General features: G+C 72.1%; 23 protein-coding genes and 2 pseudogenes. 13 read left to right on the top strand and 12 right to left on the bottom strand.

The genetic code is table 11. The features are described 5' to 3' along the window. The first annotated feature begins 88 nt into the window (after window positions 1–88). A complete protein-coding gene (locus QE381_RS13620) occupies window positions 89–1,138 on the top strand; it encodes a L,D-transpeptidase (protein WP_307218986.1) in 1,050 nt (349 codons plus the stop codon). 20 nt (window positions 1,139–1,158) lie between these two features. On the opposite strand, the gene ykgO is transcribed toward QE381_RS13620, so the two are convergent. Continuing rightward, window positions 1,159–1,281, bottom strand: a complete 123-nt coding sequence (gene ykgO / locus QE381_RS13615) for a type B 50S ribosomal protein L36 (protein WP_137416250.1) — start codon at window positions 1,279–1,281, stop codon at window positions 1,159–1,161. Between the two features lie 74 nt (window positions 1,282–1,355). Between ykgO and QE381_RS13610 the strand changes: the two genes are divergently transcribed. Further along, complete coding sequence (locus tag QE381_RS13610) at window positions 1,356–2,393, top strand: GTP-binding protein (protein ID WP_307218985.1); 1,038 nt, start codon at window positions 1,356–1,358, stop codon at window positions 2,391–2,393. A gap of 286 nt (window positions 2,394–2,679) precedes the next feature. Here QE381_RS13610 and QE381_RS13605 read toward each other — a convergent pair whose 3' ends face one another. The 6 genes and pseudogenes from QE381_RS13605 to QE381_RS13580 all read right to left on the bottom strand — a co-directional run bounded on the left by QE381_RS13605 (window position 2,680) and on the right by QE381_RS13580 (window position 10,512). Beyond that, window positions 2,680–3,669, bottom strand: coding sequence for a putative zinc-binding metallopeptidase (locus tag QE381_RS13605; protein ID WP_307218983.1), 990 nt, complete (start codon window positions 3,667–3,669; stop codon window positions 2,680–2,682). Between the two features lie 77 nt (window positions 3,670–3,746). After that, window positions 3,747–4,640: a transglutaminase family protein gene (locus QE381_RS13600; RefSeq protein WP_307218982.1), complete on the bottom strand. Its 894-nt coding sequence runs from the start codon at window positions 4,638–4,640 to the stop codon at window positions 3,747–3,749. Further along, window positions 4,637–6,031, bottom strand: a complete 1,395-nt coding sequence (locus QE381_RS13595; protein WP_307218981.1) for a circularly permuted type 2 ATP-grasp protein — start codon at window positions 6,029–6,031, stop codon at window positions 4,637–4,639. The genes QE381_RS13600 and QE381_RS13595 overlap by 4 nt, the downstream gene beginning before the upstream one ends. A gap of 73 nt (window positions 6,032–6,104) precedes the next feature. Further along, window positions 6,105–6,530 (bottom strand): annotated as a pseudogene (locus QE381_RS13590) (circularly permuted type 2 ATP-grasp protein); the annotation flags it as partial. A gap of 94 nt (window positions 6,531–6,624) precedes the next feature. Beyond that, a pseudogene (locus QE381_RS13585) lies at window positions 6,625–7,026 on the bottom strand (circularly permuted type 2 ATP-grasp protein); the annotation flags it as partial. Between the two features lie 177 nt (window positions 7,027–7,203). Beyond that, window positions 7,204–10,512, bottom strand: coding sequence for a DUF2126 domain-containing protein (locus QE381_RS13580; RefSeq protein WP_307218979.1), 3,309 nt, complete (start codon window positions 10,510–10,512; stop codon window positions 7,204–7,206). A 196-nt stretch (window positions 10,513–10,708) separates the two neighbouring features. Here QE381_RS13580 and QE381_RS13575 point away from each other — a divergent pair, with 196 nt between their 5' ends. From QE381_RS13575 to QE381_RS13560, 4 genes are all read left to right on the top strand, one after another. After that, window positions 10,709–11,170, top strand: coding sequence for a phage tail protein (locus tag QE381_RS13575; RefSeq protein WP_307218978.1), 462 nt, complete (start codon window positions 10,709–10,711; stop codon window positions 11,168–11,170). A 16-nt stretch (window positions 11,171–11,186) separates the two neighbouring features. Continuing rightward, a complete protein-coding gene (locus QE381_RS13570; RefSeq protein WP_307218976.1) occupies window positions 11,187–11,633 on the top strand; it encodes an iron chaperone in 447 nt (148 codons plus the stop codon). Window positions 11,634–11,696: 63 nt separating this feature from the next. Next, complete coding sequence (locus QE381_RS13565; RefSeq protein ID WP_307218974.1) at window positions 11,697–15,497, top strand: ABC transporter ATP-binding protein; 3,801 nt, start codon at window positions 11,697–11,699, stop codon at window positions 15,495–15,497. 175 nt (window positions 15,498–15,672) lie between these two features. After that, a complete protein-coding gene (locus tag QE381_RS13560; RefSeq protein ID WP_307218973.1) occupies window positions 15,673–16,644 on the top strand; it encodes a lytic transglycosylase domain-containing protein in 972 nt (323 codons plus the stop codon). Window positions 16,645–16,692: 48 nt separating this feature from the next. Here the strand turns inward: QE381_RS13560 and QE381_RS13555 are convergent, their stop codons facing one another. The 4 genes from QE381_RS13555 to QE381_RS13540 form a co-directional block, all read right to left on the bottom strand. Further along, window positions 16,693–17,175, bottom strand: coding sequence for an FBP domain-containing protein (locus tag QE381_RS13555; protein ID WP_307218972.1), 483 nt, complete (start codon window positions 17,173–17,175; stop codon window positions 16,693–16,695). 202 nt (window positions 17,176–17,377) lie between these two features. Further along, window positions 17,378–18,013, bottom strand: a complete 636-nt coding sequence (locus tag QE381_RS13550) for a hypothetical protein (protein WP_307218970.1) — start codon at window positions 18,011–18,013, stop codon at window positions 17,378–17,380. Window positions 18,014–18,076: 63 nt separating this feature from the next. Then, complete coding sequence (locus tag QE381_RS13545; RefSeq protein ID WP_307218968.1) at window positions 18,077–18,709, bottom strand: nucleoside/nucleotide kinase family protein; 633 nt, start codon at window positions 18,707–18,709, stop codon at window positions 18,077–18,079. 9 nt (window positions 18,710–18,718) lie between these two features. Then, entirely contained in the window at window positions 18,719–19,738 is a 1,020-nt protein-coding gene (locus QE381_RS13540; protein WP_307218967.1) for a LacI family DNA-binding transcriptional regulator, read from the bottom strand. 159 nt (window positions 19,739–19,897) lie between these two features. Here QE381_RS13540 and QE381_RS13535 point away from each other — a divergent pair, with 159 nt between their 5' ends. The 5 genes from QE381_RS13535 to QE381_RS13515 all read left to right on the top strand — a co-directional run bounded on the left by QE381_RS13535 (window position 19,898) and on the right by QE381_RS13515 (window position 24,114). Continuing rightward, complete coding sequence (locus tag QE381_RS13535) at window positions 19,898–21,004, top strand: substrate-binding domain-containing protein (RefSeq protein WP_307218965.1); 1,107 nt, start codon at window positions 19,898–19,900, stop codon at window positions 21,002–21,004. A 71-nt stretch (window positions 21,005–21,075) separates the two neighbouring features. Beyond that, the gene (locus QE381_RS13530) at window positions 21,076–22,119 is read left to right on the top strand and encodes an ABC transporter permease (RefSeq protein WP_307218963.1); all 1,044 of its coding nucleotides are present in this window, start codon (window positions 21,076–21,078) and stop codon (window positions 22,117–22,119) included. After that, a complete protein-coding gene (locus tag QE381_RS13525) occupies window positions 22,116–22,892 on the top strand; it encodes an ATP-binding cassette domain-containing protein (protein ID WP_307218962.1) in 777 nt (258 codons plus the stop codon). Before QE381_RS13530 ends, QE381_RS13525 begins: the two co-directional genes overlap by 4 nt. Further along, window positions 22,889–23,185 (top strand): putative quinol monooxygenase, encoded by a 297-nt coding sequence (locus QE381_RS13520; protein WP_307218960.1) that lies wholly within the window; start codon window positions 22,889–22,891, stop codon window positions 23,183–23,185. The genes QE381_RS13525 and QE381_RS13520 overlap by 4 nt, the downstream gene beginning before the upstream one ends. Continuing rightward, window positions 23,182–24,114 carry a carbohydrate kinase gene (locus tag QE381_RS13515; protein ID WP_307218959.1) on the top strand — a complete coding sequence of 311 codons (933 nt, stop codon included), beginning with the start codon at window positions 23,182–23,184 and terminating at the stop codon, window positions 24,112–24,114. The genes QE381_RS13520 and QE381_RS13515 overlap by 4 nt, the downstream gene beginning before the upstream one ends. Before the next feature lie 18 nt (window positions 24,115–24,132). Here QE381_RS13515 and QE381_RS13510 read toward each other — a convergent pair whose 3' ends face one another. Next, a complete protein-coding gene (locus QE381_RS13510) occupies window positions 24,133–24,906 on the bottom strand; it encodes an alpha/beta fold hydrolase (RefSeq protein ID WP_307218957.1) in 774 nt (257 codons plus the stop codon). A gap of 114 nt (window positions 24,907–25,020) precedes the next feature. Between QE381_RS13510 and QE381_RS13505 the strand changes: the two genes are divergently transcribed. Further along, window positions 25,021–25,965, top strand: a complete 945-nt coding sequence (locus QE381_RS13505; protein WP_307218955.1) for an aldo/keto reductase — start codon at window positions 25,021–25,023, stop codon at window positions 25,963–25,965. A gap of 20 nt (window positions 25,966–25,985) precedes the next feature. After that, on the top strand, window positions 25,986–26,405 hold the full coding sequence (locus QE381_RS13500) for a MerR family transcriptional regulator (RefSeq protein ID WP_307218954.1): 420 nt from the start codon (window positions 25,986–25,988) through the stop codon (window positions 26,403–26,405). Window positions 26,406–26,514 lie beyond the last annotated feature (109 nt).

The following is a 26,514-nucleotide window of genomic DNA, read 5'->3' as shown; positions in this document are numbered from 1 at the left end:
ATAGGATATCATCCTGACTGACCGTCGGTCATTCATTTCTCGCTGCGCTCACGGCCCGCTCAAAAGCCGCCGTCGATACGATCGGCGCGTGCGACGGCTTCCCGAGGTCCTCCCCCCGCGCCGTCGACCTCTGGTCATGGCCGTGTCTCTCGCCGTCATGATCGCGAGCAGCACGGGCATCGTCGCCGTCGGCGCGGCGATCGGCGGGCACATGGCCGCCTGGAACGACTACGTCGACGCGCAGGCGCAGCTGACGGCGGCCGAGCACGACCACGACGCTGCGGCGACATCGCTCGATCAGGCGCGCACCGCCGCCGTCGCGGAGTTCACGACCGCGAAGACGCTGCACGATCGGAGCACGGCGCACGGCGTCCTCCTGACCGCGGCGGCTCAGGTCGGCCAGCTGGGGACCGACCTGACGACGTTGACGACGGCCGCGGGGATCATCGTCGACACCAGCGGTGCCGTGACCGCCGCCCCGGCGAGCTTCTCGCCGTCGGCGTCGTCGGCGCCCCGCGCGGACGAGCGGTCCGGCACCGCCGAGGTGGAGTCGGCGACGGCCGCGCTGACGGCACTGACCCGCACGACGCAGTCCGACACCGCTGCGCTCACGGCGAGGACGAAGGAGCTGAGCGCCGCCACGGCGGCGCTCCAGACATCCACCCAAGCGGCGGCGGATGCGCAGCACCTGCCGGTCACGGGCGAGCCGACGGACGCCGACCCGCACTGCGCCAGCGTGCCCAACGGCACCCGCACGGTCTTCGTGAGCATCGCGGACCAGCACATGTGGGCCTGCGAGGGAACCGAGCTGAAGCTGGACACCGCCGTGACGACCGGCGCAACCGCGATCACGAACGTCGACGACTCGACACCGACGGGCACCTTCGCCGTCCAGGGGAAGACGCAGAACACGGTGCTTCGCGGCTCGGACGCCAACGGCAGCTGGAACGACCCGGTGACCTACTGGATCCCCTTCACGGACGGCGTCGGCTTCCACGACGCGTCGTGGCAGACGTTCCCCTTCGGCAGCGCCCGGTACACGACCGACGGTTCGCACGCCTGCGTGCACACGCCCCTGGACGCGCTGGCGACGCTGTACGGCTGGCTCCGCACGGGCGACCGCGTCGTCGTCAGCTGACGGACCCGGCGACCCGGCCGCTATCCCTGGCGGCCCTTGAAGCGCGGGTTGAGCTTGTTGATGACGAACACCTTCCCGCGGCGGCGCACGACCTGCGCCCCGGGCTGGTTCTTCAACGACTTCAGCGATGCGCGTACCTTCACGACGACTCCCTATTGATAATAGTTCTCAACAAGTAGGCTACGCTATTCGCGACCTGCGCGGGAATGAGGAACGCATGAGCGGATTGGGCGGCATCGCGATCACGGGCGCCTGCGAGCCGGAGCGGCGCGCGTACGGCCGCGCCCTGGCTCAGACACTCGGATGCCGCCACGTCACCGGGATCGAGATGCTCTCCGGCCGCGGCGTCGGCCGCGCCCTGGCTCAGACACTCGGATGCCGCCACGTCACCGGGATCGAGATGCTCTCCGGCCGCGGCGTCGCCGACGAGGGTCCCCGGGTGATCGACGTCCCGCTCGTGGTCCCGCCCTCCCAGGCGGCGGCGATGCTCGAGGAGGAGAACGGCGACGGGCTCCTGTGCATCGCCGACGCGCGACATCTGATCGATGATCTGCGCGACGACGCCCCCCTCATCGCGGACGCCGAGGACCTGGTGCCGCTCGGGCAGCCCGGCGCCCGCGCCCTGCACGCCGCACAGGCGCTCGAGTACGCGACCATGACCGTGCTGGTCAACTGGGAGCACCTCCCCACGGCGGAGCTCTCCCTCCTCCTCGCGCTCGCCTCCCATCTCGGGCCACGGGCCCGCCTGCGTCTCTCGCGCGGGCCCGCCGACGACATCGCCGGCCTGCGTCGCGCGGCGGCACCCGCGCACAGCCGTCCGGGGTGGGTGACAGCCCTCAACGGCGAGCACCGCCCCACCATGACCGACGCCCGGGTCCGTACCGTGCGCTACGAGCAGATCCGCCCGTTCCACCCGGGTCGCCTGCGCACGGCGCTCGACGAGCGGCTCGAGTCCGGTGCGTGCGGCGTCCTGCTGAGGTCCGTCGGGTTCTGCCGACTCGCCACGCGACCGCGCGTGGTCGGGCAGTGGGAGCACGTCGGCTCGTGCATGTGGCTGCATCCGCTCGCTGCCGACGAGGGCGACGCGCTCTCGCTGGGTCAGGACCTCGCCTTCACCGGCCTCGACATCGACGCCCTCGCCCTCTACGACGCGCTCGACGCTGCGGCCCTCACCGACGACGAGCTCGCCGCCGGTCCGGATGCCTGGGCACGGATGCCCGACCCGCTGCCCCGCTGGGTCGACGTCCCCCGCTGAGCCCGCGATCGGGGCGAGCTCAGACGGCGGCAGGCGCGGCCGGAGGCCGCGGCACGCTCCGGCGTCCCGAGGGGTGGACATGCTGCCGGTCGGCACCGACATCCGTCACCCCGTGTCGGGAAGACCCGAGTCGAGCCGTCGGGCTGGCGCGGTGGGAGCACGTGTCCTACGCCGTCCGCTCCGAGGTCTCGGCGGGGAGCCTCGCCCCGCACGGTCTCGGTCGAGGTGTCGGCGGCAGCGCCGTCCTCCGCGGCCGCGACTGACGGCATCCGCGCCGCGAGAGCGTTCAGGCGGCGGGTCGGAGCGAGGCCACGAAGTCGAGCTTGTCGAGCACGGGGCCCGGGATCACGAAGGGGTACAGATCGTCCTTGCCCATCGAGCGGTTGATCATGTTGAGCGCCGTCGACAGCGGGATCCACACCCCCGTCACCAGGTCGCGGAACCGCGAGAACGCCTCGATGCCGGCGACCGCCGTCAGCCCGTAGGCGGATGCCGTCTCCACCGTGTCCGAGATGTGCAGGAAGTGCGCCCAGGTCTCGGCGAAGTCCTCGTAGGGGTGCATCGTCGCGTAGGTCGAGATGTATCGCTCCTGCCAGCCGGCCGGCGGGCCCTCGGAGTAGTGGCGGTCGATCTCGGCCTGGTAGTCCGCGGTCTCGTCGCCGAAGAGCTCGCGGGCCTCGGGGAGCCGGTCCGTGCCCTCCACCAGCAGCCACTCGAAGTAGTGGCCCACCTCGTGCCGGAAGTGGCCGAGCATCGTGCGGTACGGCTCGCCGAGCTGCTCCTGCACCTGCGTGCGGTGCGCGTCGTCGCTCTCGGCGAGGTCGATCGTGATGACCCCCGCGTCGTGGCCGATGACGACGTTCTCGGCCACGCTGGACAGCAGATCGAAGCACAGGCCGCGCTCGGGGTCCTCGTCCTTGCCCACGATCGGGAAGCCGAGACGATCCAGCTCGACGACGAGCCAGCGCTTGGCGCGCTCGGCGACCGGGTACTGCGACAGCCCCTCGAGGTCGGCGTCGTTGGGCCGGACGCGGGTGAGGTCGCACGCCGAGCACTGGCCGCCCTCGAGCGGCGCGAGCCAGGTGCAGCCGGACAGGCCGAGGTTGCGGCAGACGTGCCACACGAGGCCGGCGGAGTCGACGTAGCGGCCGTTCGCGTCGACCGGCACGATCTCCGCCTCACCGCGCGAGAAGCCGAGCGCGGTGCCGCAGGAGACGCAGACGGAGTTCTCGAAGTACAGGGCGTTGCCGCAGACCCGGCATCGGAAGGCTTTCACGGGACGAGCATCGCACACGCCCGCGTCTGGACATCCGGGGTTGCGCTCGCGCCGAGATGCCGATCCCGCCGCGCCGCTCAGTGCGCGGCGTACTCCTCGAGCGGGGCGACGTCGACCGACACCCGCAGGGTCGAGCGCTTGGCCTCGGTGTAGATCACGCCCTTCACCGGCGTGACGTCGCCGTAGTCGCGCCCCCACGCGACCGTGACGTGCCGGTCCGCGATCCACTGGTCGTTGGTCGGGTCGAACGCGAGCCACTGGTCGGAGCCGGGCAGCCACACCGCGACCCAGGCGTGCGACGCGTCGGCTCCCACGATGCGCTCCTTGCCGGGCGGGGGCTGCGTCGCGAGGTACCCGCTGACGTACCGTGCCGCGATGCCGTGCCCGCGCAGGCACGCGAGCGACAGGTGCGCGAAGTCCTGGCACACCCCGGCACGCTTCGCGAGCACGTCCGGAACGGTGCTGGTCACGGTCGTCGCCGTCGAGTCGTAGTCGAAGTCGGCCTTGATGCGGTGCATGAGGTCGGTCACGGCGTCGCCGATCGGCCGTCCCGGCTCGAGGGACGCCGCGGCGTAATCGGTCGCATCCGGCACCTGCAGCACCTTGGGCGAGGGCAGCGCGAAGTCGGTCGCCGCCCAGGCACCCGCGATCTCGGGGTGCTGGAGCGGTCGCGCACGCTCCCAGGGCTCGGCGAGCGCCGTCGCGTCGTAGCTCGGCGGCACGACCTCGACCTCGGTCACGGCGTCGATCGTGAGCCGCTGGTGGGGCTCCGTGACGTGGAAGTACGTCGAGACGTTCCCGTAGCCGTCGGTGTGGCGGCTCGTCGCGGAGGGCACGGGGGCGATCTCGACGCGATGGTCGCTCGCGCGCTGCGCCGGCAGCGTGCGCGGCGTGAGGTGCGCGAGACCGTAGCTGCCGCTCACATCCGCGTCGTAGCGGTAGTCCGTGCGGTGGCTGACCCGATACCTCACGAGGCGACCCCCCGCTCCTCGGTGAGCGCGAGCGAGGACAGCGCCTGCGGCTCCGGCCCGCTCGCGCCGTGCACCTGCAGCACGGCGTCGGAGAGACGCCGCAGGCCGTCGGCGGTCTCCGCCAGCAGCAGGATGAGCCCCGGCCGCACGCCGTCCTCCCGGAGCGTGAGCTCGGCGAGGTCGGCGCCCTCGATCGCCGCGTGCAGCTCCTCGACGAGGCGTTCGGGGCGGCTGGAGCGGGTCGAGGCCGGAAGCGCCCGCAGGTGCTCGGCCACGCGGTCCAGCGCGAACGCGACCGAGCGCGGGTTCTCGGCATCCGTCAGCAGGAGCTCGAGCGCCCCCTCGACGCGGACGTCGCCGCGGTGCCGCCGTCGGTGGGTGACCGAGCTCTCGGCGGCCAGCAGCACGCCTTCGAGCACGGCGCGGTCGACCTCACGACCGCGGGCGGAGGTCGCGGTCGCCTGCAGCAGCGCGCACAGCTGCAGTGCGCGCTCGACGAAACGCCCCAGCTCGATCATGTGCCAGCCGGCGTCCTGGATCATGTTGGCGGTCACGCCCTGGAGCGACAGGACGCCGGTGAGCATCCGCCCGGCGGCGTCGGGGATCCGCTGGGCGTGACGTGTCCCCCGCAGCGCCGCGGCAGCGCGGTCGACGGCGCCGAACACGCGCCAGGTGTCGTTCGACAGCTGATCGCGCACGCCCTCCAGCGCGTCGCGGAGCCGCGAGAAGGAATGAGCCGCCGACCCGGGCCGTCCGGCGTCCAGGAGCAGCGAGCGCAGCTCGTCGGCCGGATCCGCCGCCCGGCGCGGACACAGCCGGGCGATCGCGTCGCGCAGGGCCGCGAGCACGAGCGCGCCGGAGTCGAGCGAGGAGTAGTCGAGCTGCTCCGCGTAGGTCTGCGTCGCGAGCACGAGGCGCAGCAGGTCCTCGGCGCGCTCGGCGTACCGGCCCGCCCAGAACATGTCCTCCAGCCCGCGGGGCGAGAGCGTCGGCGTCGCACGCGCGAGCGTGAGCGGGGCGACCTCGGCGAGCCCCTGATCAGGATCGGACTCGGCCGCCTTGAGCACCCAGACGTCCTTCGTCACGGGCGCCAGTCCCCCGACCCCCGCGAGGGTCGCGAGGCCGCCCACAAGCGGACGGTACGCGGATCCGTCGCGGATCGTGAACGCCCGGAGGATCAGCTGCCGGGGCACCGTGCCGCCGCCGGCGCTCGCCATCGGCGCCCAGGCGGGGGCCTGCGACAGCGGCAGCAGCCGACGTCCGACGTAGCGATGCGGCTCCGTCAGGATGCGCGCGCGGACCTCGTCGGGGGCGATGCCGGTGAGCTCGGCCGAGCGGCCGTCGATGCGGCGCACGCTCAGCTCGCCGTCCTCGAGGCCCGCGAGGATCACCTCGAGTCCCTCCGGGTCGCCGCCCCACCCAGCTCGGCACGCTCGGCAGCCGCAGCTGCTCGCCGAGCAGCCGCTCGCACACGGCGGGGAGGAAGGGCATCAGGCCCGGGTTCTCGAGCACGCCGGCGCCGAGCGCGTTGACGACGCTCACGCTGCCGCGGCGGACGGCCTCCACGAGTCCCGGGAAGCCGAGCTGGGATCCCGCCCGGAGCTCCAGGGGGTCGCACCACTCCGCGTCGACGCGACGGAGGATGACGTCGACGCGCTCGACCGGCATCCGGTGCGGATAGCCGGGCGGCTTCATCCACACCGAGCCGTCACGCATGACGAGGTCGCCGCCCTGCACGAGCGGGAAGCCGAGGACGTTGGCGAGGAACGCCTGGTCGTACGCCGTCTCGGAGTGCGTGCCCGGTGAGAGCACGACGATCCGCGGGTCGGAGACCTCGGCCGGCGCGGCCTGCAGCAGCGAGGACCGCAGCGCCGCGAAGTAGGGCTCCATGCGGTGCAGCGCCGCCTCCTGGTAGAGGTCCCGGCAGCACGCGGGAGATGACGCGGCGGTTCTCCATCGCGAAGCCGAGACCGGACGGCGCCTGCACGCGGTCGGCGAGAACCCGCCACTCCCCCTCGGCGTCGCGGCCGAGATCGGTGCCCGACAGCAGCAGCGGATGTCGCGGCCCGGTGCCGACGAGCGGCCGCAGGAAGCCGGCGTGCGCGAACACCGCGGCGGCGGGCACGACGCGCTCGGACAGCATCCGCTGCGGTCCGTACAGGTCTTCGAGCAGCGCTCCCAGGAGCTCGGCACGCTGGGCGAGGCCGACCTCGAGGCGCCCCCAGGTCGTGGCGTCGAGCACGAGCGGCACCGGGTCCAGACCCCACGGGATGCTGCCGGCATCCGGATGCTCGTAGGTGACGCCGTCGTCGGCGAGCAGCGTCGCGATCTCGTCGTCGATGCGTCGCAGCTCGTCGGCCGTGAGGTCGTAGGCGACGGCGGCCATCGCGCGCCACGACGGACGGAGCGCGCCCTCGGCGTCGACGACCTCGTCGAACCTCTCACGGGCGGTGCCGGGCAGCGGCAGCGTCGGGGCGCCGACGAGCGCCGCGTACTCGCGCAGCACGCTCATGCGGCGGGCTCCGGCGCCAGAGCGCGCTCCCGCGCATCGTCCGGGCGGCCGTTACGGGGCATGGGAGCCTTCTCTCGGGGCCCGTCGCAGGTCGAGCGTGTGCGGGTAGTCGTCGGTCGCGGCGCGACGGCCGGCCTCGCGCAGGGCGGCGATGTCGAGCCGGCCCGCGGTGTGGCCGTGGGGCGCGAAGCGCGCGGCACGGCGCGCCTCGGCCTCGTTCGCGTTCACGGGCGGGTGCTCGTAGGCACGCCCGCCCGGGTGCACGACGTGGTAGGTGACGCCGCCGAGCGAGACGGCGGCATCCGTGTCGACGACGTCGAACACGAGCGGCGCGTGCACCTCGATGGTCGGATGCAGGGCCGACCAGGGCTGCCACGCGCGGTAGCGGACGCCGGCGTAGTACTCGCCCGGGCGGCCGGTGGATGTCAAAGGCACAGGAACACTCTGACATGTCACCAGGTGACGTGTCGGATCGATCCCCCGAACCGTCACCTGCACGCGCTCCACGGAGGAGTCGACGTAGCGCGAGGTTCCGCCCGCCGTGGCCTCCTCGCCGAGCACGTGCCAGGGCTCGACGGCCTGCCGCAGCTCCAGCTCGATGGGCCCCTGCGCACCGGGCGCGAGGCGCGCCAGGCCGATGCGCGGGAAGCGGAACTCGGTGAACGGGTCGAGCCACGTCTGCTCGAACGGGATGCCGGCGGCCCGGAGGTCGGCGACCACCTCGGCGATGTCGTGCGCGGCGCCCTGCGGCAGGAGGAAGTCCTCGTGCAGGCGCGTGCCCCAGCGCACGAGCGGCGCGGTGCACGGCTCGTCCCAGAACATCGCGACGAGACTGCGCACGAGCAGCGCCTGGACCAGGGCGAGACGGGGATGCGGCGGCATCTCGAAGCCGCGGAGCTCCAGCAGGCCGAGCCGCCCGCGCGAGGAGTCGGGGCTGTAGAGCTTGTCGATGCAGAACTCGGCCCGGTGCGTGTTGCCGGTGAGGTCGGTGAGCAGGTGCCGGAAGGCGCGGTCGACGACCCACGGGGAGACCTCTTCGCCCAGCTCGGCGGCGCGCGCCGCGAGACGGCGCACCTCGGCGAGCGCGATCTCCATCTCGTAGACCGCCTCGGGGCGGCCCTCGTCGAACCGCGGAGCCTGGCTCGTCGGACCGATGAACCGCCCCGAGAACAGGAACGAGAGCGAGGGATGCCGCTGCCAGTAGGTGATGAGGCTCGCCAGCAGGTCGGGGCGGCGCAGCAGCGGCGACTCGGCGGGCGTCGAGGCCCCGAGGGTGAGGTGGTTGCCCCCGCCGGTTCCGGTGTGGAGCCCGTCGACGTCGAACTTCTCCGTCGTGAGGCGGCACAGCCGCGCCTCGGCGTAGAGCGTCTCGGTGAGCGAGCGCTGGTCGGCCCAGCTCGCGCTCGGCTGCACGTTGACCTCGATGACCCCCGGGTCGGGGGTCACGACGAGCTGCGTGAGTCGCGCGTCCGGCGGTGGGCCGTAGCCCTCGATCACGAGCCGGGTGCCGGTCGCGGCCGCGGCGCGCTCGATGACGGCGAGGAGGTCGGCATAGGCCTCGAGCGTCGTGGTGGGCGGGAGGAACACGTGCGTCCACCCGTCGCGGAACTCGACCGCCAGCGCCGTGGTGGCCGCCCCCTCGGGGTCCACGACCGACGCGGATCGGATGCCGGGGGTCACGGACCCCACGGGCGCGAGGTAGGACGGCTCGCCCGGGTGCTCCGGGTCGCTCCAGGCGATCGCGTCGAGCGGCAGCCGCAGGCCGATCGGGCTCGTGCCGCCGATGAGCACGAGCCGGCCGCGTCGGAAGCGCCATGCCGGGCTCGTCCACTCGCCCTCCGGCGTCGGGTCGGTCACGAGCGGCAGCACCCAGCCGGTCGGCGTCGTGACGTCGGCGTCGAGGGCGGCGACGTCCGGCTCCTCGGTCTCGGGGCGCGGGCCCGCCGGGCGGCGCAGCTCGGCGACGAGGGGGGTCAGCGGGTCCTCGAACGCGGGCAGGAGCTGCGTCTCGGGCAGGCCCAGCAGCCGCGTGATCTCGCGGCCGAGCGCCTCGGCGCGGGCGGGGCCGGCGGCATCCTCCGTCTCCGACCACGGGTCGGCGAACAGGGCGGGGTCGTGCCAGAGCTCCGTGCCGTCGGCGAGCCACTGCAGCGCGATGTTCCACCGCGGCAGCGGCTCGCCCGGATACCACTTGCCCTGTCCGCGGTGCACGACGCCGCCCGTGGCGTAGCGCGCGGCGAGGCGCTCGGCGAGCTCGTTCGCGAGCTGGCGCTTGTGGGGGCCGTCGGCATCCGTGTTCCACTCGGGGCGGACGGCGCCGGTCTCGTCCGTGGGCCGCAGGGCGACGAAGGTCGGTTCGCCGCCCATCGTGAGGCGGACGTCGGAGCGGGTCAGCCGCGCATCGACCTCGGCGCCGACGGCGTCGATCCGCGCCCACTGGTCGTCCGTGAGGGGCTTGGTCGTGCGGGGGTCCTCGTGGATGCGGGTGACCTCGTTCGAGAAGCCGAAGGTGACCTCGACCGGCTCGGTGACCCCCGTGATGGGGGCCGCGGAGGAGGGATGCGGGGTCGCGGACAGCGGGATGTGCCCCTCGCCGGCGAACAGGGCGCTCGTGGGGTCCATCCCGACCCACCCGGCGCCGGGGAGGAACACCTCGCACCAGGCGTGCAGGTCGGTGAAGTCGGCCTCGGGGCCGCTCGGGCCCTCGAGCGACTTCTCGTCGGCGGCGAGCTGCACGAGGTAGCCGGAGACGAAGCGGGCCGCGAGGCCGTGCTGGCGCAGGAGGCTCACGAGCAGCCACGCGCTGTCGCGGCAGGAGCCGATCGCGCGCCCCAGCGTCTCGTCGGGGGTCTGCACGCCCGGCTCCATGCGCACGCTGTAGGCGACGTCGCGGTGGATGGCGGAGTTGAGGTCCGCGAGGAACTGCACCGTCGGCGTGCCGTCGGCGGGCGGCTGCGGCTGTGCGCGGCGCCACACATCCGCGTTCTCGCTGTCGTCGACCGGGCGCAGGTAGGGCGCGAGGTCGGCCTTGAGCTCGGGCGCGTACTCGAACGGGAAGCGCTCGGCGTACTCCTCGATGAAGAAGTCGAAGGGGTTGATGACCATCATGTCGGCGACGAGGCCGACGGTGATTCGCAGGTGGTCGATCTTCTCGGGGAAGACGAGGCGCGCGATCCAGTTGCCGAAGGGGTCCTGCTGCCAGTTGATGAAGTGCTCGGCCGGGCTCACGTCGAGCGAGTAGGCCTCGATCGGGGTGCGGGAGTGCGGGGCGGGCCGCAGGCGCACGAGGTGCGGGCCGACCTTCACGGGGCGTGCGAACTCGTACGAGGTGTCGTGGCGCAGTGCCACCTTGATCGACATGGGTACAGCATCCCCCACCCCTGTTGCACTCGGGTTACGCCTGACGTGCCCGCCCGCGAATCAACACCCGCCCGTCGGATCAACACCGCGGATGCACGAATCCGGTGTGGATTCGGCGATGCGACGTTGATTCGCGGCGGATGCTGCGGAAGGATGCGGGGGCGACGCCCCGTGCGTGACCGGAAGGAGACGTCCCATGTCGTATCAGGTGGATTTCCAGACCGTCTCGACCGTCGGGCTGGAGTCGTCTCCGGTCGCCGACGCGCTCGCGGGCCTGCGGGCGAACGAGGCCCGCTACCTCAAGAACAAGTACGACCACGACTTCACGGTCGAGTCGGCCGCGGACGCGAAGGACACGATCGAGTGGGTGAGCGGCATCCTCGACCAGGAGCGCGGCATCGTGATCGCCTCCCCGGCGCTGGAGGCGACCGCGTTCGAGGCCGGCGGCATCCGCTTCGCGTACGTCTTCTACGAGAGCGGCCTGGGCATCAACGTGATGTACACGATCGAGGACGCGGGCAAGCGCGCGGTGGGCTTCAAGCTCTCGGAGGGCATGGAGGTTCCGGAGGAGCTGTCCTCGTTCAAGTTCGCGCGGCAGAGGTCGAAGCTCGCCGGCACGATCCGCGGCTCGTACTTCGTCATCAAGGGTGAGCACTGACGCGGGGAGACCAGATATGGCGACGAAGAAGGGGACCGGCGCGTTCAGCGCCGAGGAGCGCGCCGCGATGAAGGAGGCGGCGTCCGAGGCGCGGGCGCAGAAGGCGCGCGCGGGGAAGGCCGACAAGGCCGCGGCGGACCTCGCGGACGTGCTCGAGAAGATCGCGGCGATGGCGCCCACCGACCGGGAGCTCGCCGAGAAGGTGCACGAGACGGTGCTCGCCGCCGCGCCCGGCCTCGCCCCGCGCACCTGGTACGGCATGCCCGCCTACGCCAAGGACGGCAAGGTGCTCGCGTTCTTCCAGGACGCGGGCACGTTCACGGCCCGCTACGCGACGCTGGGCTTCCAGGATGTCGCGCAGCTCGACGACGGCGCGTTCTGGCCGACCTCGTACGCGCTCGTCGCCTGGGACGACCAGGTCGCGCGGACGATCACCGACCTGGTGCGCCGCGCCGTCGGCTGACCCGGGCTCCCGCCCGCGCGAGCCACGCGCTGCGCACCCTCCGCGCAGGCGCAGAATGGTCGGGTGACGGTCGAGACGCGGGACGAGGGACAGCCCGCATCCGGCTGGCTCCGCCGCGTCGGCGGCTACCTCGGCCGCCACCGCCGCAGTCTCGTGATCGCGATCGTCGCGGCCGTGCTCGGGGCGGCGACGCAGGTCGCGACCCCGCTCGTCGCACGACAGATCATCGATGAGGTCATCGTCGCCCAGGCGGCTCCGCTGTGGCCGTGGATCGTCGGGCTCCTCGTGCTCGCCGTCCTCGGCTTCGTGTTCACGCGCCTGCGCCGGTTCCGCGGCGGCCGCATCGCCCTGGACGTGCAGCACGACCTCCGCGTCGAGATGCACGACGCGCTGCAAGGCCTGGACCAGGGCACGCTCTCCCGCATCTCGACCGGGCAGCTCGTGGGTCGCGCCACCTCCGACATCGGCATGGTGCAGGGGCTCCTCACCTTCCTCCCGCTCGTGCTCGGCAACGTGCTGAGCATGGTGATGTCGATCGTCGTGATGTTCGTGCTGTCGCCGCTGCTCGGGCTCGTCAGCCTCGCGATGGTGCCCGTGCTGCTGTGGATCACGATCCGGATGCGCGTGCACACCTTCCCCGCCTCCTGGGACGCGCAGCAGAAGGAGGGCGAGCTCGTCCAGATCGTCGACGAGGATGTCGCGGGCGTCCGCGTCGTGAAGGCGTTCGGCCAGGAGCAGCGCGAGCTCGAGCGGCTCACCGCATCCGCCGTGCGCCTCTACGGCTCGCAGATGCGGATCACCCGCCTCATCGCCCGCTACCAGCCGCTGCTGAGCACCGTCCCGGTCCTCGGGCAGGTGGCCGTGCTCGCCCTGGGCGGCTGGCTCGCGATCACCGGCACCATCACGCTCGGCACGTTCCTCGCGTTCTCGACCTACATCGCGGCCCTCATGGCGCCCACGCGCCAGCTCGCCGGCATCCTCACGATCGCCGAGCAGGCGCGCGCCGGCTTCGAGCGCATCTTCGAGCTGATCGATCTGCGACCGGCGATCACCGACCGCCCCGACGCCGTCGCCCTCGCCGAGCCGGCGGGCGAGATCAGGCTCGACGACGTCGTGTTCGGCTACGACGACGACAGCCGCGTGCTCGACGGCGTGACCCTGCGGATCGCCCCGGGCGAGCGGGTCGCGATCGTGGGCGCGAGCGGCAGCGGCAAGTCCACGATCGCCGGGATGCTGATGCGCGCTCACGACCCCGATTCGGGGACCGTGTCGATCGGCGGGGTGGACCTGCGGCGTGCGCGGCTCGACTCGATCCGCGGCGCCGTCGGCATGGTCTTCGAGGACGCGTTCCTGTTCTCGGAGTCGGTGCGCGAGAACATCCGGTACGGCGACCCCGCCGCATCCGACGAGCAGATCGAGGATGCCGCTCGATCCGCCGCCGCGCACGAGTTCATCACGGCGCTGCCGCACGGCTACGACACGGTCGTGGGCGAACGCGGGCTGAGCCTGTCGGGCGGGCAGCGTCAGCGGATCGCACTCGCCCGCGCCCTCGTGCGCGACCCCAGCATCCTCGTGCTCGACGACGCGACGAGCGCGATCGACGCACGCACCGAGCAGCAGATCCACGACGCGCTGCTGGATGCCGCCCACGGCCGTACGGTCGTGATCGTGGCGCACCGGCACTCCACGCTGCGCCTCGCCGAGCGCATCGTCGTGCTGGACGGGGGCCGCATCGTGGACGAGGGCACGCACGACGAGCTCGCCGAGCGCAGCGACGTGTACCGCGCGCTGTTCGGGGCGACGGATGCCGCACGCCGGGGCGAGGTGGAGGCCCTCGCGCCCGCGGCGGTCGCCGGGGTCGAGGTCGCCGCGGGACCCCGCTTCGGTCTGGGCGCCGGAGCGCCGCGGCCCCTCGCGACGCGCGCGCCGGACATCGGCCCGGGACTGGGCGGAGGGCGCAGCCGGGGCATCCGGGGCAGCCTCGTCGCGACGCCGGAGCTGCTGGAGAAGGTCGCAGCCCTGCCGCCCGTGAAGGACGAGCCGGAGATCGACCTCGCCGCCGAGAGCAGCCCGCGCCCCGGGTTCTCGCTCCGCGCGATCCTGCGCGAGTTCCGCCGCCCGCTGCTGTTCGCGTTCGTGTTCGTCGTGCTCGACGCGGTCGCCGGTCTCCTCGGCCCCGCCGCGGTCAAGGCCGGCATCGACCAGGGCGTCTCGACCGGCGCCGCCGGCATCCTGTTCGCAGCGAGCGGCGCCTACCTGCTCATCACGATCGCCGACCTGTTCGCCCGCATCGCGGGCTCGTTCTTCACGGGGCGCGCCGCACAGCGCATCATGCTGTCGCTGCGCGTGCGGATCTTCGCGCAGCTCCAGCGTCTCTCGCTCGACTACTACGAGCGCGAGATGGCCGGCCGCATCATGACGCGTATGACGACCGACATCGACCAGTTCGACACGCTGCTCGCGAACGGGCTGCTGGGGGCGCTCGTCTCGTTCGTGACCTTCGTCGGGGTGGGGGTCGCGCTCGTCGTGATCGATGTGCCGCTGGGCCTCGCCGTGCTCACCGTGGTGGTGCCGCTCGCTATCGCGACGGTGTTCTTCCGCCGCCGCGCGGCCGAGCTGTATGCGCAGTCGCGCGAGCGCATCTCGATCGTGAACGCGGCCTTCCAGGAGAGCCTGTCGGGGGTGCGCGAGGCGCAGGCGTTCACGCACGAGGAGGAGACGCGGCGCCGGTTCCGCCGCCAGGGCGAGGACTACCTCGAGTCGCGGGTGGCGGCCCAGCGGCTCGTCGCGACCTACTTCCCGTTCGTGCAGTTCCTCTCCTCGGTCGCCGATGCCATCGTGCTGTGCCTGGGCGCCCTGCTGATCGCGCAGGGACAGCTGACGGCGGGCGCGCTCATCGCCTTCCTCCTCTACATCGACATGTTCTTCTCGCCGATCCAGCAGCTCTCGCAGGTGTTCGACTCGTGGCAGCAGACGCGCGTGTCGGTCACCAGGATCGACGAGCTCATGCGGCTGCAGACCCTCACGCCCGAGGCGCCGGATGCGACCCCCGTCGGCCGGCTCACGGGTCGACTCGACCTCGAGCGCGTGCACTTCGCCTATCCGACGGGCGCCGTCTCGAGCGACATCCGCGGCCCGCAGGACGCGCGCGGAGCCGTGGCGGTGACCGCACGACCGGCCGAGGCGCTCGCGGGGGTGGACCTCGACATCCGTGCCGGCGAGACGATCGCGCTCGTGGGCGAGACGGGCGCGGGCAAGTCGACCGTCATGAAGCTCGTCGCGCGCTTCTACGACCCCGACCGGGGCGCCGTGCGCGCCGACGGCCGCGACCTGCGCACGCTCGAGCTCGCCGGCTTCCGGCGCACGCTCGGCTACGTGCCGCAGGAGTCGTTCCTGTTCAGCGGGACCGTCGCGAGCAACATCGCCTATGGGCGGCCGGATGCGGACGCCGACGCGGTCGAGGCCGCCGCACGCGCGGTGGGCGCGCACGAGATGATCCGCGCGCTCCCCCGCGGCTACGACACCGAGATCGCCGAGCGCGGGCGCTCGCTCTCGGCCGGTCAGCGCCAGCTTCTGACGCTCGCACGCGCGGAGCTCGTGAACCCCCGCATCCTGCTGCTGGACGAGGCGACCTCCAACCTCGACCTCGCGAGCGAGGCGCGCGTGACGGACGCCATGCAGCGGCTCTCCGCGGGGCGGACGACCGTGCTGATCGCGCACCGGCTGCAGACCGCGATGGGCGCGGATCGCATCGTCCTGCTCGACCACGGCAGGGTCCGCGAGACCGGTTCGCACGACGAGCTGCTGGCCTCCGACGGCGCCTATGCACGCATGTGGCGGGCCTTCGAAAGCGCGACCGCCTGAGGTCGAAAGACCCGCGATCAGCCATTTTTCGAACGCCCCGCTCCCAGCGTTCTTTCAGGACCTGTGCCGGAACCGTCCAGACTGACCCGCCAGACTCGGGGACTTGTGCCCGCCCGAGGGCCTGCGCCGCCCCTCCCGACGGCGTATCGATGACTCGAAAGACCGATACTCCCGCATGCTTTTCCGCTCCGCGTCGCCCTCCCGTCTCCGCCGTCTCGTCCTTCCCGTCGCCCTCGTCGCAGGGCTCGGTGCCGCCGCCGTCGTCTCGACCGCCGCGGCCGGTGTCGCGAACGCGGACCCGCTCGCGGGGGTGGCGACGGCGACCCGCGTGTCGGCCGTGAGCGAGATCGATGGAACCGCCTCCGGCAGCGACGCGACGTTCGGCGCGGCCTCCGGCACGACGAGCGGCGCGGCCTCCGGCACGACGCAGGCCGCCCTCACCGAGGCCCGCGCGGCCGTCGCCGCCGCCGCATCCGTGGGCTCCGACATCGCGTCCTCCGGCCTGACGGTGAACGCCCCTTCGACCACCGTCGACACGACGGCGCTGCAGAAGCAGATCGACGCGATCGCCGGCAGCGACGCGAAGACCGCCGTCTTCGTGCCCGCGCTCACCGAGAAGCTCTCCGGCGAGGTCTCCACCGTGCGCACCGAGGTCGCCTCGCTGCGCGGCGCATACGACGCCGCCGTGGCCAAGAAGGCATCGGACGACGCCGCAGCGGCCGCCGAGGCGCAGCGCCAGGCGGAGGCCGCAGCCGCCGCATCGCGCGCCGCGGCCGCCTCGTCGTCCTCCTCCGAGTCGTCGGGCTCGTCGAGCCGGGCCTCGGCGCCCGCCGTCGGCCCCGTCGACCCGGGCAGCGCGCAGGGCATCGCCCGCCAGATGATCGCGTCATACGGCTGGGGCGACGACCAGTTCGGCTGCCTCGTGGCCCTGTGGAACCGCGAGTCGGGCTGGAACGTCTACGCCGCGTCCTCGAGCGGCGCCTACGGCATCCCGCAGGCGCTGCCCGGCAGCAAGATGTCCAGCGCCGGCCCGGACTGGCAGTCGAACCCGTCGACGCAGATCGCGTGGGGCCTCGGCTACATCTCCGGCCGCTACGGCGACGCCTGCGGCGCCTGGGGCCACTCCGAGTCCACCGGCTGGTACTGACCGCCGCGTCGTCGCCTCGCGGCATCCCCGCGCAGAGGCCGGCGCAGGCTACAGCTCGGCCGCGAAGGTCGCGACGAGCTGCCGCAGCTCCGCGACACGCCGGTCGCGCGCGGCCTCACGGTCGAAGCCCTCGTAGGCCAGCGGCGGGAGCCGCCGGACGTTGCGCGAGCACTGGAAGTCCTCGCAGATGAGCACGCCGACCGTGTCTCCCTTGCGCCCGGCCGCGCCCGACCGCTTCGCGGCGTACAGGACCACGTCGTTCGGGAGCGTCACGTCCCGGCACCACGAGCACTGCGCCCGTGCGTGCGGCGCCGCCTCGGCACGCTGCAGCAGGATGCCGACCGCGCGGCCCTCGGGACCCTGCGCGACGAGGTACGCGCGGCGCGGGAGCTTGGGATCGCGCCAGCCGAGGTAGTCGAGATCGTCCCAGGCGAGGGCGTCGAAGCCCGCGGGCAGGACCAGGGCCGAGGCCTCTTTGCGGGAGGCGTTGACGAAGGAGGCGCGGATGTCGCGCTCGGTGAACGGAAGCACAGAAGACCAACCTGTCGAAGGGTCACGCGACACGCGTGACGAGGATGAGGGATGACGCGGGAGACCACGCGCGGACGCGCGGCTCCGGGATCACCTGCCGCCGGCGGCGATGCCGCCGACGACCTCCTCACTCGCGCGCACCCGCGCGACCTTCGTGCTCATGACGACCAGCCTACGCCGCACGGCGGAGCGCGTCACGGCCTCAGTCCAGGCGCGCGAGGATCTCGTCGGCCGGTCGCGTCGCCGTGCGCACCGTGAAGGAGTCGTCGGCGAACACGAAGTCGGGATCCGAGGCGAACTCCTCGGTCGTGCCGAGGATCTGCTGCCCGGCGACCGTCAGGTCGGTGCAGACGGAGTCGTCGTAGACGTCTTCGCCGTAGACGCAGCCGCCCTCGACCGAGAACCGCAGCCGCGCGGCCGCTGCCACCGGCACGACGGCCTTCACGACCGCGACGAGCTGATCGGTCGAGAGCGGCACGGCGAAGCGCCCGCTCGGGCCGGAAAGCTCGCCCGAGGCGAGGACGGCGGCGACGACGCTCGCCGAAGGCCTGACCTCGACCCCGAGGCTGAGGTTGCACGGCCCTTCGCAGTTGTCGGTCAAGGTGGTCGGCTCGATGACCCACTGGTCGGACGGCAGGACGCCCTCGACCGCGGCGGTCACGGGCTCGTACTGGTCCGCGATGTCACGGAAGCTCGGGTTGCCCGGGCCGTCGAACGGGGAGCGGCCATCGGCCAGCGGGATGACGAAGCATCCCGTGAGCATGAGCGCGCACCCCGTCGCCACCGCGGCGACCGCGACGAGACGTCGTGTGCGTTCCCCAGCCGTCGATCCGCGCATCCCCCGATCCTAGGACGACCCCGGTCTGCGACGAGCAGTTGTGCACAGCCCCCGGCCGGGAGGTCACTCCGTGACGGGGACCACGAGGTCGGCCGCGGCGCGGCGCGCGCGTATCCGCCGCGCGTTGGGCTCGTCGACGGCCTCCACCCAGGCCGACGCCTCCCGACCGGTCTTGCCGAAACGGATGTGGCGCTCCACCAGTCGCGCACGCCGCACCGCGTCCGCGACCTCGACGTACCAGACCTCGGCCATGAGGCCGCGGGCGACGGGCCAGGGAGCCTCCTCGTCGAGGAGGTAGTTCCCCTCGGTCACGACCAGCGCGGGCCCGGGAGGGATCACCCGGTCGGCTGCCAGCGGCTGCTCGAGCACCCGCTCGAAGCCCGGCAGGTACACGGGATGGTCGATCTCCTCGAGCGCACGGCGGAGGGCGGCGAGGTACCCCCAGCCGTCGAAGGTGTCGATCGCGCCCTTGCGGTCGCGCCGTCCGATCGCCTCCAGGCTCCGGTCGCTCAGGTGGAACCCGTCCATCGGCAGCCACGCCGCTGCGAGCCCGCGCGCGGCGAGGGCGTCCACGAGCGCCGTCGCGAGGGTCGTCTTGCCCGATCCGGGCTCGCCGACGATGCCGAGGACCGTCCGCGTGCGACCGGCCCCGAGGGCGGCGGCGCGGTCGACGAGCCCGGGGTCGAGGGGAGTCACCCCCTCACCCTAGGACGCCGGCGGCGCGATCTCGCCCGAGCCGCGGGCGATGAGGTCGACCGGCAGCACGATGTCGACGGGCGCGATCGTGGCGTCCGACCGCACGGCCTCCAGTCGGGCGAACATGCGTTCCGCGGCACTGCGCCCGATCTCGCCGGGACGCTGCGCCACGACGCTCACGCCCGGCTCCATCAGGTCGCCGAGCTCGACGTCGTCGAAGCCGATGACGGCGACCTCGCGCTGGAGCCCCAGCCGCCGCAGCGCATGGAGGACGCCGACGGTGATGTCGTTCTGCGCGCTGAAGATCGCCGTCGGCGGCGATGCGGCGGCGAACAGCTCGAGGACGGCCGCGTGGGCCGCCTCGGCCGTGTCGAGGCCGGACACCGTGACGCTCTCCTCGTCCGTGAGACCGCGGGCGCGCGCGGCCTCCTGGAACCCGCGACGGCGCTCGGAGGAGGTCCAGATGTCGCTGCGGTCGAACAGCCCCGCGATCCTGCGGTGTCCACGGCCGAGCAGGTGGTTCGTCGCGCGCACCGCACCGCCCAGGTTGTCGGAGCGCACGACGTCTGCGCGGAACTCGCGCGGCTCGCGGTCGATGAACAGCACCGGGACCTTGTGCGGAACGGCATCGTGCAGGTACGACTGGCTTCCCGCGGCAGGGGTCAGGATGAGGCCGTCGACCTTGCGGCGCAGGAACGCCTCGACCGAGGAGACCTCCCGCTCCGGGTCCTCGTCGAAGCTGGACGCGAACACCGCCACACCGCGGTGCGACGCGACGTCCTCGATCGCCCGATGGATCGAGGCGGCGAAGGGGTTGGCGACGCTTCCGAGCAGCAGACCGAGCGACCTCGTCCGCGTCGTGGTGCGGCGCAGGTTGCTGGCGATCGCGTCGGGTTCCCAGTTGAGCCGGGCGATCGCGTCGTGCACGCGCTGAGCCGTCGCGGGCGCCACGTTGGGCTCGTCGTTGACGACGCGGGAGACGGTCTTGATGCCGACGGCGGCCTCTCGTGCGACATCCCTGATCGTCACTCGGCGCCCGGTCTCGTTTGGTAACGATGGCATAACGTCGCTCACTTTCTGCCCCTGGGGGTCTTGGCAGCGACAGAAGACCCGAGTAGAAACTACCTCTGACACCGTTGTCATCTTGGTGTCGTCGTCGATACCCGCAAAGGAACAGGAACAACACAGATGTCCTTCCACTCCACTCGCCGGCCGCGGTTCCTCGCCGCCGCCGCCCTCACCGCAGCCGCCGCGCTCGCACTGACCGCCTGCGCATCGTCCGCCCCCGGCGGGGGAACCACCGCCGGCGCCGACGAGGAGGTCGGCGTCACCCTCATCGTCAAGACCACGAGCAACCCGTACTTCGTCGCGATGCAGAAGGCCGCGCAGGACGACGCGGCGAAGAACAACGTCAAGCTCACCCTCGCCGCGGGCAAGAAGGACGGTGACACCGACAGCCAGATCCAGGCGATCGAGAACGCGATCTCGCGCGGGGACAAGGGCATCCTGATCACGCCCAACGGCCCTGCCGTCAACAACGAGATCGACAAGGCCCGCAAGGCTGGCCTCTACGTCATCGCCCTCGACACGCCGCCGGACCCCGCCGACACGGTCGACATCACCTTCGCGACCGACAACTTCGCCGCCGGCGAGTCGATCGGGAAGTGGACGGCGGCCACGCTCGACGGCAAGAAGGCCGTCATCGCGATGGTCGACCTGTTCTCGGACCAGATCGTCTCGGTCGACGTCGACCGTGACCACGGGTTCCTCACGGGCATGGGCATCGACGTCGGCGACAAGAGCAAGAACGGGGCCGAGGCGCCCACCGGCACCTACAGCGGCGGCAAGGGCGGTCAGTACGAGATCGTCGGCCACCAGCCCTCGCAGGGCGCGGAGGACGGCGGCCGCACCGCCATGGAGACGCTCCTGTCGAAGAACCCCGACATCAACGTCGTCTACACGATCAACGAGCCGGCCGCCTACGGCGCCTACCAGGCGCTCAAGGCAGCGGGCAAGCAGGACGGCGTGACGATCGTCAGCATCGACGGCGGCTGCACCGGCGTCGGCTACGTCAAGGACGGCATCCTCGGCGCCACGGCGCAGCAGTACCCCTCGAAGATGGCCTCCCTCGGCATGGAGGCGATCGCCTCGATCGCCCGCGGCGGCGCGAAGCCGACCACGAGCGCGGGCCTGTCGTTCTTCAACACGGGCTCCACCCTCATCACCGACAAGCCGGTCTCGGGTCTCGACAGCGTGACCTCGGCCGACGGCGCGAACACCTGCTGGGCGAACTGAGCACCGCGGGAGGGCGCCGCACGCGGCGCCCTCCCGCACCACCCCCTCGCCATCGACCCTCTGGAGCCCCCGTGTCCGAAACGACCGCCACCCCGCCACCGACCTCGACACTCGACCTGGCGAACGAGTTCATCAACCGCCAGACCCCCATGATGCGCGTGCGCTCCGTGCTGCACCGCTACCCCGCCATCAGCCCCGCCGCCGTCCTGATCGTCGCGATCGTCGTGTTCGGCATCATCAACCCGCGCTTCCTCGCGCCGGCCAACCTCTCGCTGATCACCCAGCAGGTCGCCGTGATCGGCGCACTGGGCGTCGCCCAGACGCTCGTCATCCTGACCGCCGGAATCGACCTCTCGGTCGGCGCCGCCATGGTGTTCAGCTCCATCGTCATGGGCAATGCCGCCGCGGGCCTCGGTCTTCCGGGCCCCGTCGCCCTGCTGCTCGGCCTCGTCGTCGGGTTCGCGACGGGCGCGCTGAACGGCTTCCTCGTCACACGCGTCAACCTGCCGCCGTTCATCGTGACCCTCGGGACCTTGAGCATCTTCACGGCGCTGACCCTCCTGACCTCGAACGGCGCGACCGTCCAGGGCGTCGATCTGCCCGACCTGCTGACCTGGACGGGCAGCACGGTGAAGATCTTCGGCGTCGACGTCACGTTCGGCGTGATGCTGATGCTCCTCATCTACCTCGTGATGTCCTTCGTCCTCGCGCGCACCGCCTGGGGCCGGCACGTCTACGCCGTCGGCGACGACAAGGAGGCCGCGCGCCTGAGCGGCATCCGCGTGACCCGGGTGCTGCTGAGCGTCTACCTCACCGCCGGCGTCATCGTCGGCCTCGCCGCCTGGATCCAGATCGGACGCGACTACGGCGCCAGCCCGAACGCCGCCGTCGACGCGAACCTGAACGCGATCACCGCCGTCGTCATCGGCGGCACGAGCCTGTTCGGCGGACGCGGCAACGTATGGGGCACGCTCCTGGGCGCACTCATCGTGGGCGTGTTCCGCAACGGTCTCGCCCTCGCGGGTCTCGACGTGCTGTACCAGACGCTGGCGGTGGGCGTCCTCGTCATCGTCGCCGTCTCGATCGACCAGTGGATTCGGAAGGTTCGCAAATGAGCACCGCAACGGACACCAGGACCCCGGTCCTCTCGGCACGCCGCCTGGTGAAGACCTACGGACACGTCGTCGGCCTCGACGGTGTGAGCCTCGAGCTCTACGCAGGCGAGGTGCTCGCCATCATCGGGGACAACGGCGCCGGGAAGACGACGCTCATCAAGTGCCTCACCGGCGCGGAGATCCCCGACGAGGGCGAGATCCGCCTGGACGGCGAGCCGATCCGGTTCCGCCGACCGCAGGATGCACGGGAGGCCGGCATCGAGACGGTGTACCAGTCGCTCGCGGTCTCCCCCGCGCTGGACGTCGCCTCCAACATGTATCTCGGCCGAGAGCTGCGCCGCCCCGGGTTCCTGGGATCGGTGCTGCGCATGGTCGACACCAAGACGATGCGCGCGCGGGCCCGCGCCGAGCTCACCGAGCTCGGGATCTCGACGCTGCAGGACGTGACGGTGCCGATCGAGAACCTGTCGGGCGGCCAGCGTCAGGCCGTCGCCGTGGCCCGCGCGGCCGCGTTCGGCTCGAAGGTCGTCGTGCTCGACGAGCCGACCGCTGCGCTCGGCGTGCGCGAGTCCAACCAGGTGCTCGACCTCATCAAGAAGCTGCGCGATCGCGGGGTCCCCGTCATCCTCATCAGCCACAACATGCCGCACGTGTTCGAGGTCGCCGACCGCATCCACATCCAGCGGCTCGGAAAGCGGGCCGCGACCATCACGCCGCAGTCGCACAGCATGACGGATGCGGTGGCCATCATGACCGGGGCGATGACACAGTGACCAGGCGGGCGCTGTACGCGCAGTTCGAGGCGGTGCCGGGCGCCGGCGACGCCGTCGCCGAGCTGGTACGAGGATATGCCGCCGATGTCACGGCCGAGCCCGGGAACCTGCGCTTCGACGCGCACCGGCTCGAGGAGGACTCCGACCGCTTCTTCGTGTACGAGGAGTACGCGTCGGAGCAGGCCTTCCGGGCGCACGTGGGCGCCGACTACTGTGCGGCGTTCAACAGCGCGATCTCCTCACTCGTCGTTGGGGGCGGTTCGAGGCTGACCTGGCTGAGCCCGGTCACATGACCGGGCCTCGGGGTCTCGAGCGAGTGCTCGTGATCGGGGAAGCGCTGGTGGACGTCGTCGAGCGCGACGGCGTCCGCGAGGTCCATCCGGGCGGCAGCCCGATGAACGTCGCATACGGGCTGGGCCGCCTCGGCCTGCCCGTGGTGTTCGCGACCGAGTTCGCGGACGACGCGTACGGCGCGCTCATCGCGGATCACCTGCGGGCCGGTGGCGTGCAGGTGATCCGCGGGGCGGTCCCGGCCTCGACATCCGTCGCCGCGGCGAGCCTCGGAGCCGACGGTGCCGCCTCGTACGAGTTCGATCTGGAGTGGGGCTTCGCGCTCGACGCCCTGCCGCCGGCCGCGCTCGTCCACGTGGGCTCGATCGGGGCCCTGCGCGAGCCGGGAGGGTCGCGGGTGCGCGATCTGCTCGAGGGGATGCCGCCCGGCACGCTCGTGACGTTCGACCCGAACGTCCGCCCTGCCCTCGTCCCTCCCCCGGATCGCTCCCGTGAGCTCGTGGCCTGGTACAGCGCCCGAGCGGACGTCGTCAAGCTCAGCGACGAGGATGCGGCCTGGCTCGCACCGGGGCGCTCCGAGGACGAGGTGCTCGAATGGCTGCTCGATGCGGGGGCCGGACTCGCCGTCATGACGCTCGGCTCCCGCGGGAGCCTGCTGAGGAGCCGCCGCGGTCGCGTCGAGATGCCCGCGCGCCCGACGACGGTCGTCGACACGATCGGCGCCGGGGACGCCTACATGACGGGCCTCATCGCCGCGATCGGCGACCTCGACGCCTCGGGCGACGTGCGCGCGGGCGCGGACGCGGCGCTCCTCGAGGCGCTCGGCGGCGTCGCCTCCGCGACAGCCGCCCTCACGGTCGCCCGCCCCGGGGCGGCACCGCCCACGCGGGACGAGCTCCGGGCCGCACGCGATGCCGACTCCGCGCGGTGACGCGCCGCTCGGCGTCCCTCAGCCCATACGGGCGAGCCAGTCCCGGACGAGCGCGCCGGTGACCTCGGGCTGTTCCAGGTGCACGTTGTGCCCGGCCGCATCCAGCACCGCGTAGGTGGCGCGCGGATAGTGAGCGCGCAGGCGCAGACCGTCCTCGTAGCCCACGACGTCGTCCTGCCGCCCGAAGACGTGGAGCGTGGGGGCGGTGAACGGCTCCGGGTGCGCCTGCTCGGGGAGGACCGGGAGCGCGTACTGCGCAGCGATGCGCTCCATGACCGCGGCGTCGGCGCCGCGCAGACCCGGCAGCACGAACCGTTCGAACGCCGCGAGGCGCGCGGCGTCCTGGATGACGGACACCTCCTCGAAGTCGTCGCGGGCATCGCCCGCGCGCTCGAGCGCCGCATCGTCGCGGCGGATCACGGTGCGCGCCGGCACGTCCCGCTCGTCGTGCGCAGCCACCACGAGTCCCGCGAGGGTCGCGAGCCCCCGCACGCGGTCGCGCCGCTCATGCGCGACGTACCGCGCGATCATGCCGCCGAAGGAGTTCCCGATGAGGGCGAACGGCTCGGCGCCCAGGTGCTCGTCGATCTCGGCGAGCACCTGCTGCGCCACCTCGGCGGAGCTCGACACGGTCGAGGTTCCCACGCTCTCGGCCCACGGCAGGTCGAGGTAGATCCGACGCCAGGGCGCGTCGCCCACCATCTCCTCGAGCGGCAGCATGATGCGGTGGTCCACACCGAAACCGTGGATGACGACGAGCGGGTGCCCGACGCCCGCGAGATGAACGATCACCCCACGAGGCTAACCGCGGCGCGACGGGAAGGCGGTCTCCGCGGCAGGGGATGCCGGCGACGAGCCCGACGGAGAGCTTGACCTCGAGCGCGCTCCAGGTCGCACGATGGGCGCATGGGAGCGGAGAGCGGAACTGCCCGGCTGGTGCTCGGGACCATGTACTACGGCACGAGAGTCGATCGTGAACGTGCGTACGCGCTCATGGATCGGTTCGTCGAGGCCGGCGGAGTCTGGCTCGACACCGCGAACTGCTATTCCTTCTGGGCGGACCCTTCGGGTGTCGGCGGCGCCAGCGAACGGGTGATCGGAGAGTGGCTCCGCGCGCGAAGCGGCGTCCGCGGCGAGGTGAGGATCGCGACCAAGGTGCGGCAGGACCCGCGGGTCCCGCACCGCTGGCCGGAGTCGGCGGAGGGCCTTTCCTCCGATGCCGTCCTCGCGGGAGTCGCGGGCAGCGTGGAACGGCTCGGCATCGACTCGATCGATCTGCTCTGGGCGCACGCGGAGGACCGCAGCGTGCCCTTGACGGAGACTGTGACCGCGTTCGGCGAGCTCGTCGATCGCGGCGTGGTCTCTCGGGTGGGTGCGGCGAACCACCCCGCCTGGCGGGTGGAGCAAGCCCGCGTCCTCGCGCGGTCGATGGGGGCCGAGCCCTGGTCTGCGCTGCAACTGCGTCACTCTCTCGTGCAGCCGCGCCCGGGCGCCGCGCTGCCCGACGACGGACACCGACTGCTCACCGGCGACGACCTCGACTACGCGGACTCCGAAGGACTCGACGTCTGGGCTTACACGCCCCTGCTCAACGGCGGCTACGTGCGTGCGGACAGACCGTTCCCTCCCGTCTACGACCATCCGGGCACGATCCGGGCACTGAGAACGCTGGACGATGTGGCGGCGGAGACGGGAGCGACGCGCAACCAGGTCGTCCTCGCCTGGCTGCTGGCGCAAGGCATCGGTCCCATCATCGGAGTCAGCGACCTCGCGCAGCTGGACGAGGCGCTCGACGCCGCGCACGTGACGCTGAAGGATGAGCACATGAGCCGGTTCGCGGCTGCCCGATGACCCTGCGACGAGGAGACGCCATGCCGAACACATGGACGCCCGCGGAGGCGGCCGCGAGCACGGGGCTCTCCTTGGACACGTTGCGCTACTACGAACGTGAAGGGCTGATCGGCCCGGTCTCACGGACCCTCGGCGGACACCGCGCGTACACGGACGACGACATCTTCTGGATCGGGCTGATCGGCTGTCTCCGGGATGCCGGTCTGGGCATCGCCGACCTGCGGGAGTTCACAGCCCTGCTCCGCGAGGGCGGCAGCGGCGACAGGGTCGCCTTCCTCACCGAGCACCGCGTCGAGCTCCAACGACGGGCGGCCCGGTTGCAGAAGGCGATCGCCGTGCTCGACGAGAAGATCGACCACTACACCGGCATCGAGGCGGAGACGTCGCACGGAGGCCGAAGCCGTGAACCTATGGATCGCATGAGAATCACGAAAAGGTAACGGCGAAGCCTTGTGGGCCGTTACCTGACCGTTATAGAGTGCTCGCACGGTAACTGTTTTGCTGTGGCAGCTACCGGCATGTGATTGCAGGACACTCTTGGTGCAAGGG

This window comes from Microbacterium sp. SORGH_AS_0888 (genome assembly GCF_030818905.1).
Classification (GTDB): Bacteria; Actinomycetota; Actinomycetes; order Actinomycetales; family Microbacteriaceae; genus Microbacterium.
The sequence above is the reverse complement of the archived record's forward strand: the minus strand, read 5'-3'. Positions and strand labels throughout refer to the sequence as shown.

Coding starts and splice junctions, on each gene's coding strand:
- QE381_RS13505 (WP_307218955.1), top strand. CDS start 25,021: ATGGGAGCGGAGAGCGGAACTGCCCGGCTGGTGCTCGGGACCATGTAC.
- QE381_RS13560 (WP_307218973.1), top strand. CDS start 15,673: ATGCTTTTCCGCTCCGCGTCGCCCTCCCGTCTCCGCCGTCTCGTCCTT.
- QE381_RS13535 (WP_307218965.1), top strand. CDS start 19,898: ATGTCCTTCCACTCCACTCGCCGGCCGCGGTTCCTCGCCGCCGCCGCC.
- QE381_RS13570 (WP_307218976.1), top strand. CDS start 11,187: ATGGCGACGAAGAAGGGGACCGGCGCGTTCAGCGCCGAGGAGCGCGCC.
- QE381_RS13525 (WP_307218962.1), top strand. CDS start 22,116: ATGAGCACCGCAACGGACACCAGGACCCCGGTCCTCTCGGCACGCCGC.
- QE381_RS13580 (WP_307218979.1), bottom strand. CDS start 10,512: ATGTCGATCAAGGTGGCACTGCGCCACGACACCTCGTACGAGTTCGCA.
- QE381_RS13500 (WP_307218954.1), top strand. CDS start 25,986: ATGCCGAACACATGGACGCCCGCGGAGGCGGCCGCGAGCACGGGGCTC.
- QE381_RS13610 (WP_307218985.1), top strand. CDS start 1,356: ATGAGCGGATTGGGCGGCATCGCGATCACGGGCGCCTGCGAGCCGGAG.
- QE381_RS13550 (WP_307218970.1), bottom strand. CDS start 18,013: ATGCGCGGATCGACGGCTGGGGAACGCACACGACGTCTCGTCGCGGTC.
- QE381_RS13515 (WP_307218959.1), top strand. CDS start 23,182: ATGACCGGGCCTCGGGGTCTCGAGCGAGTGCTCGTGATCGGGGAAGCG.
- QE381_RS13575 (WP_307218978.1), top strand. CDS start 10,709: ATGTCGTATCAGGTGGATTTCCAGACCGTCTCGACCGTCGGGCTGGAG.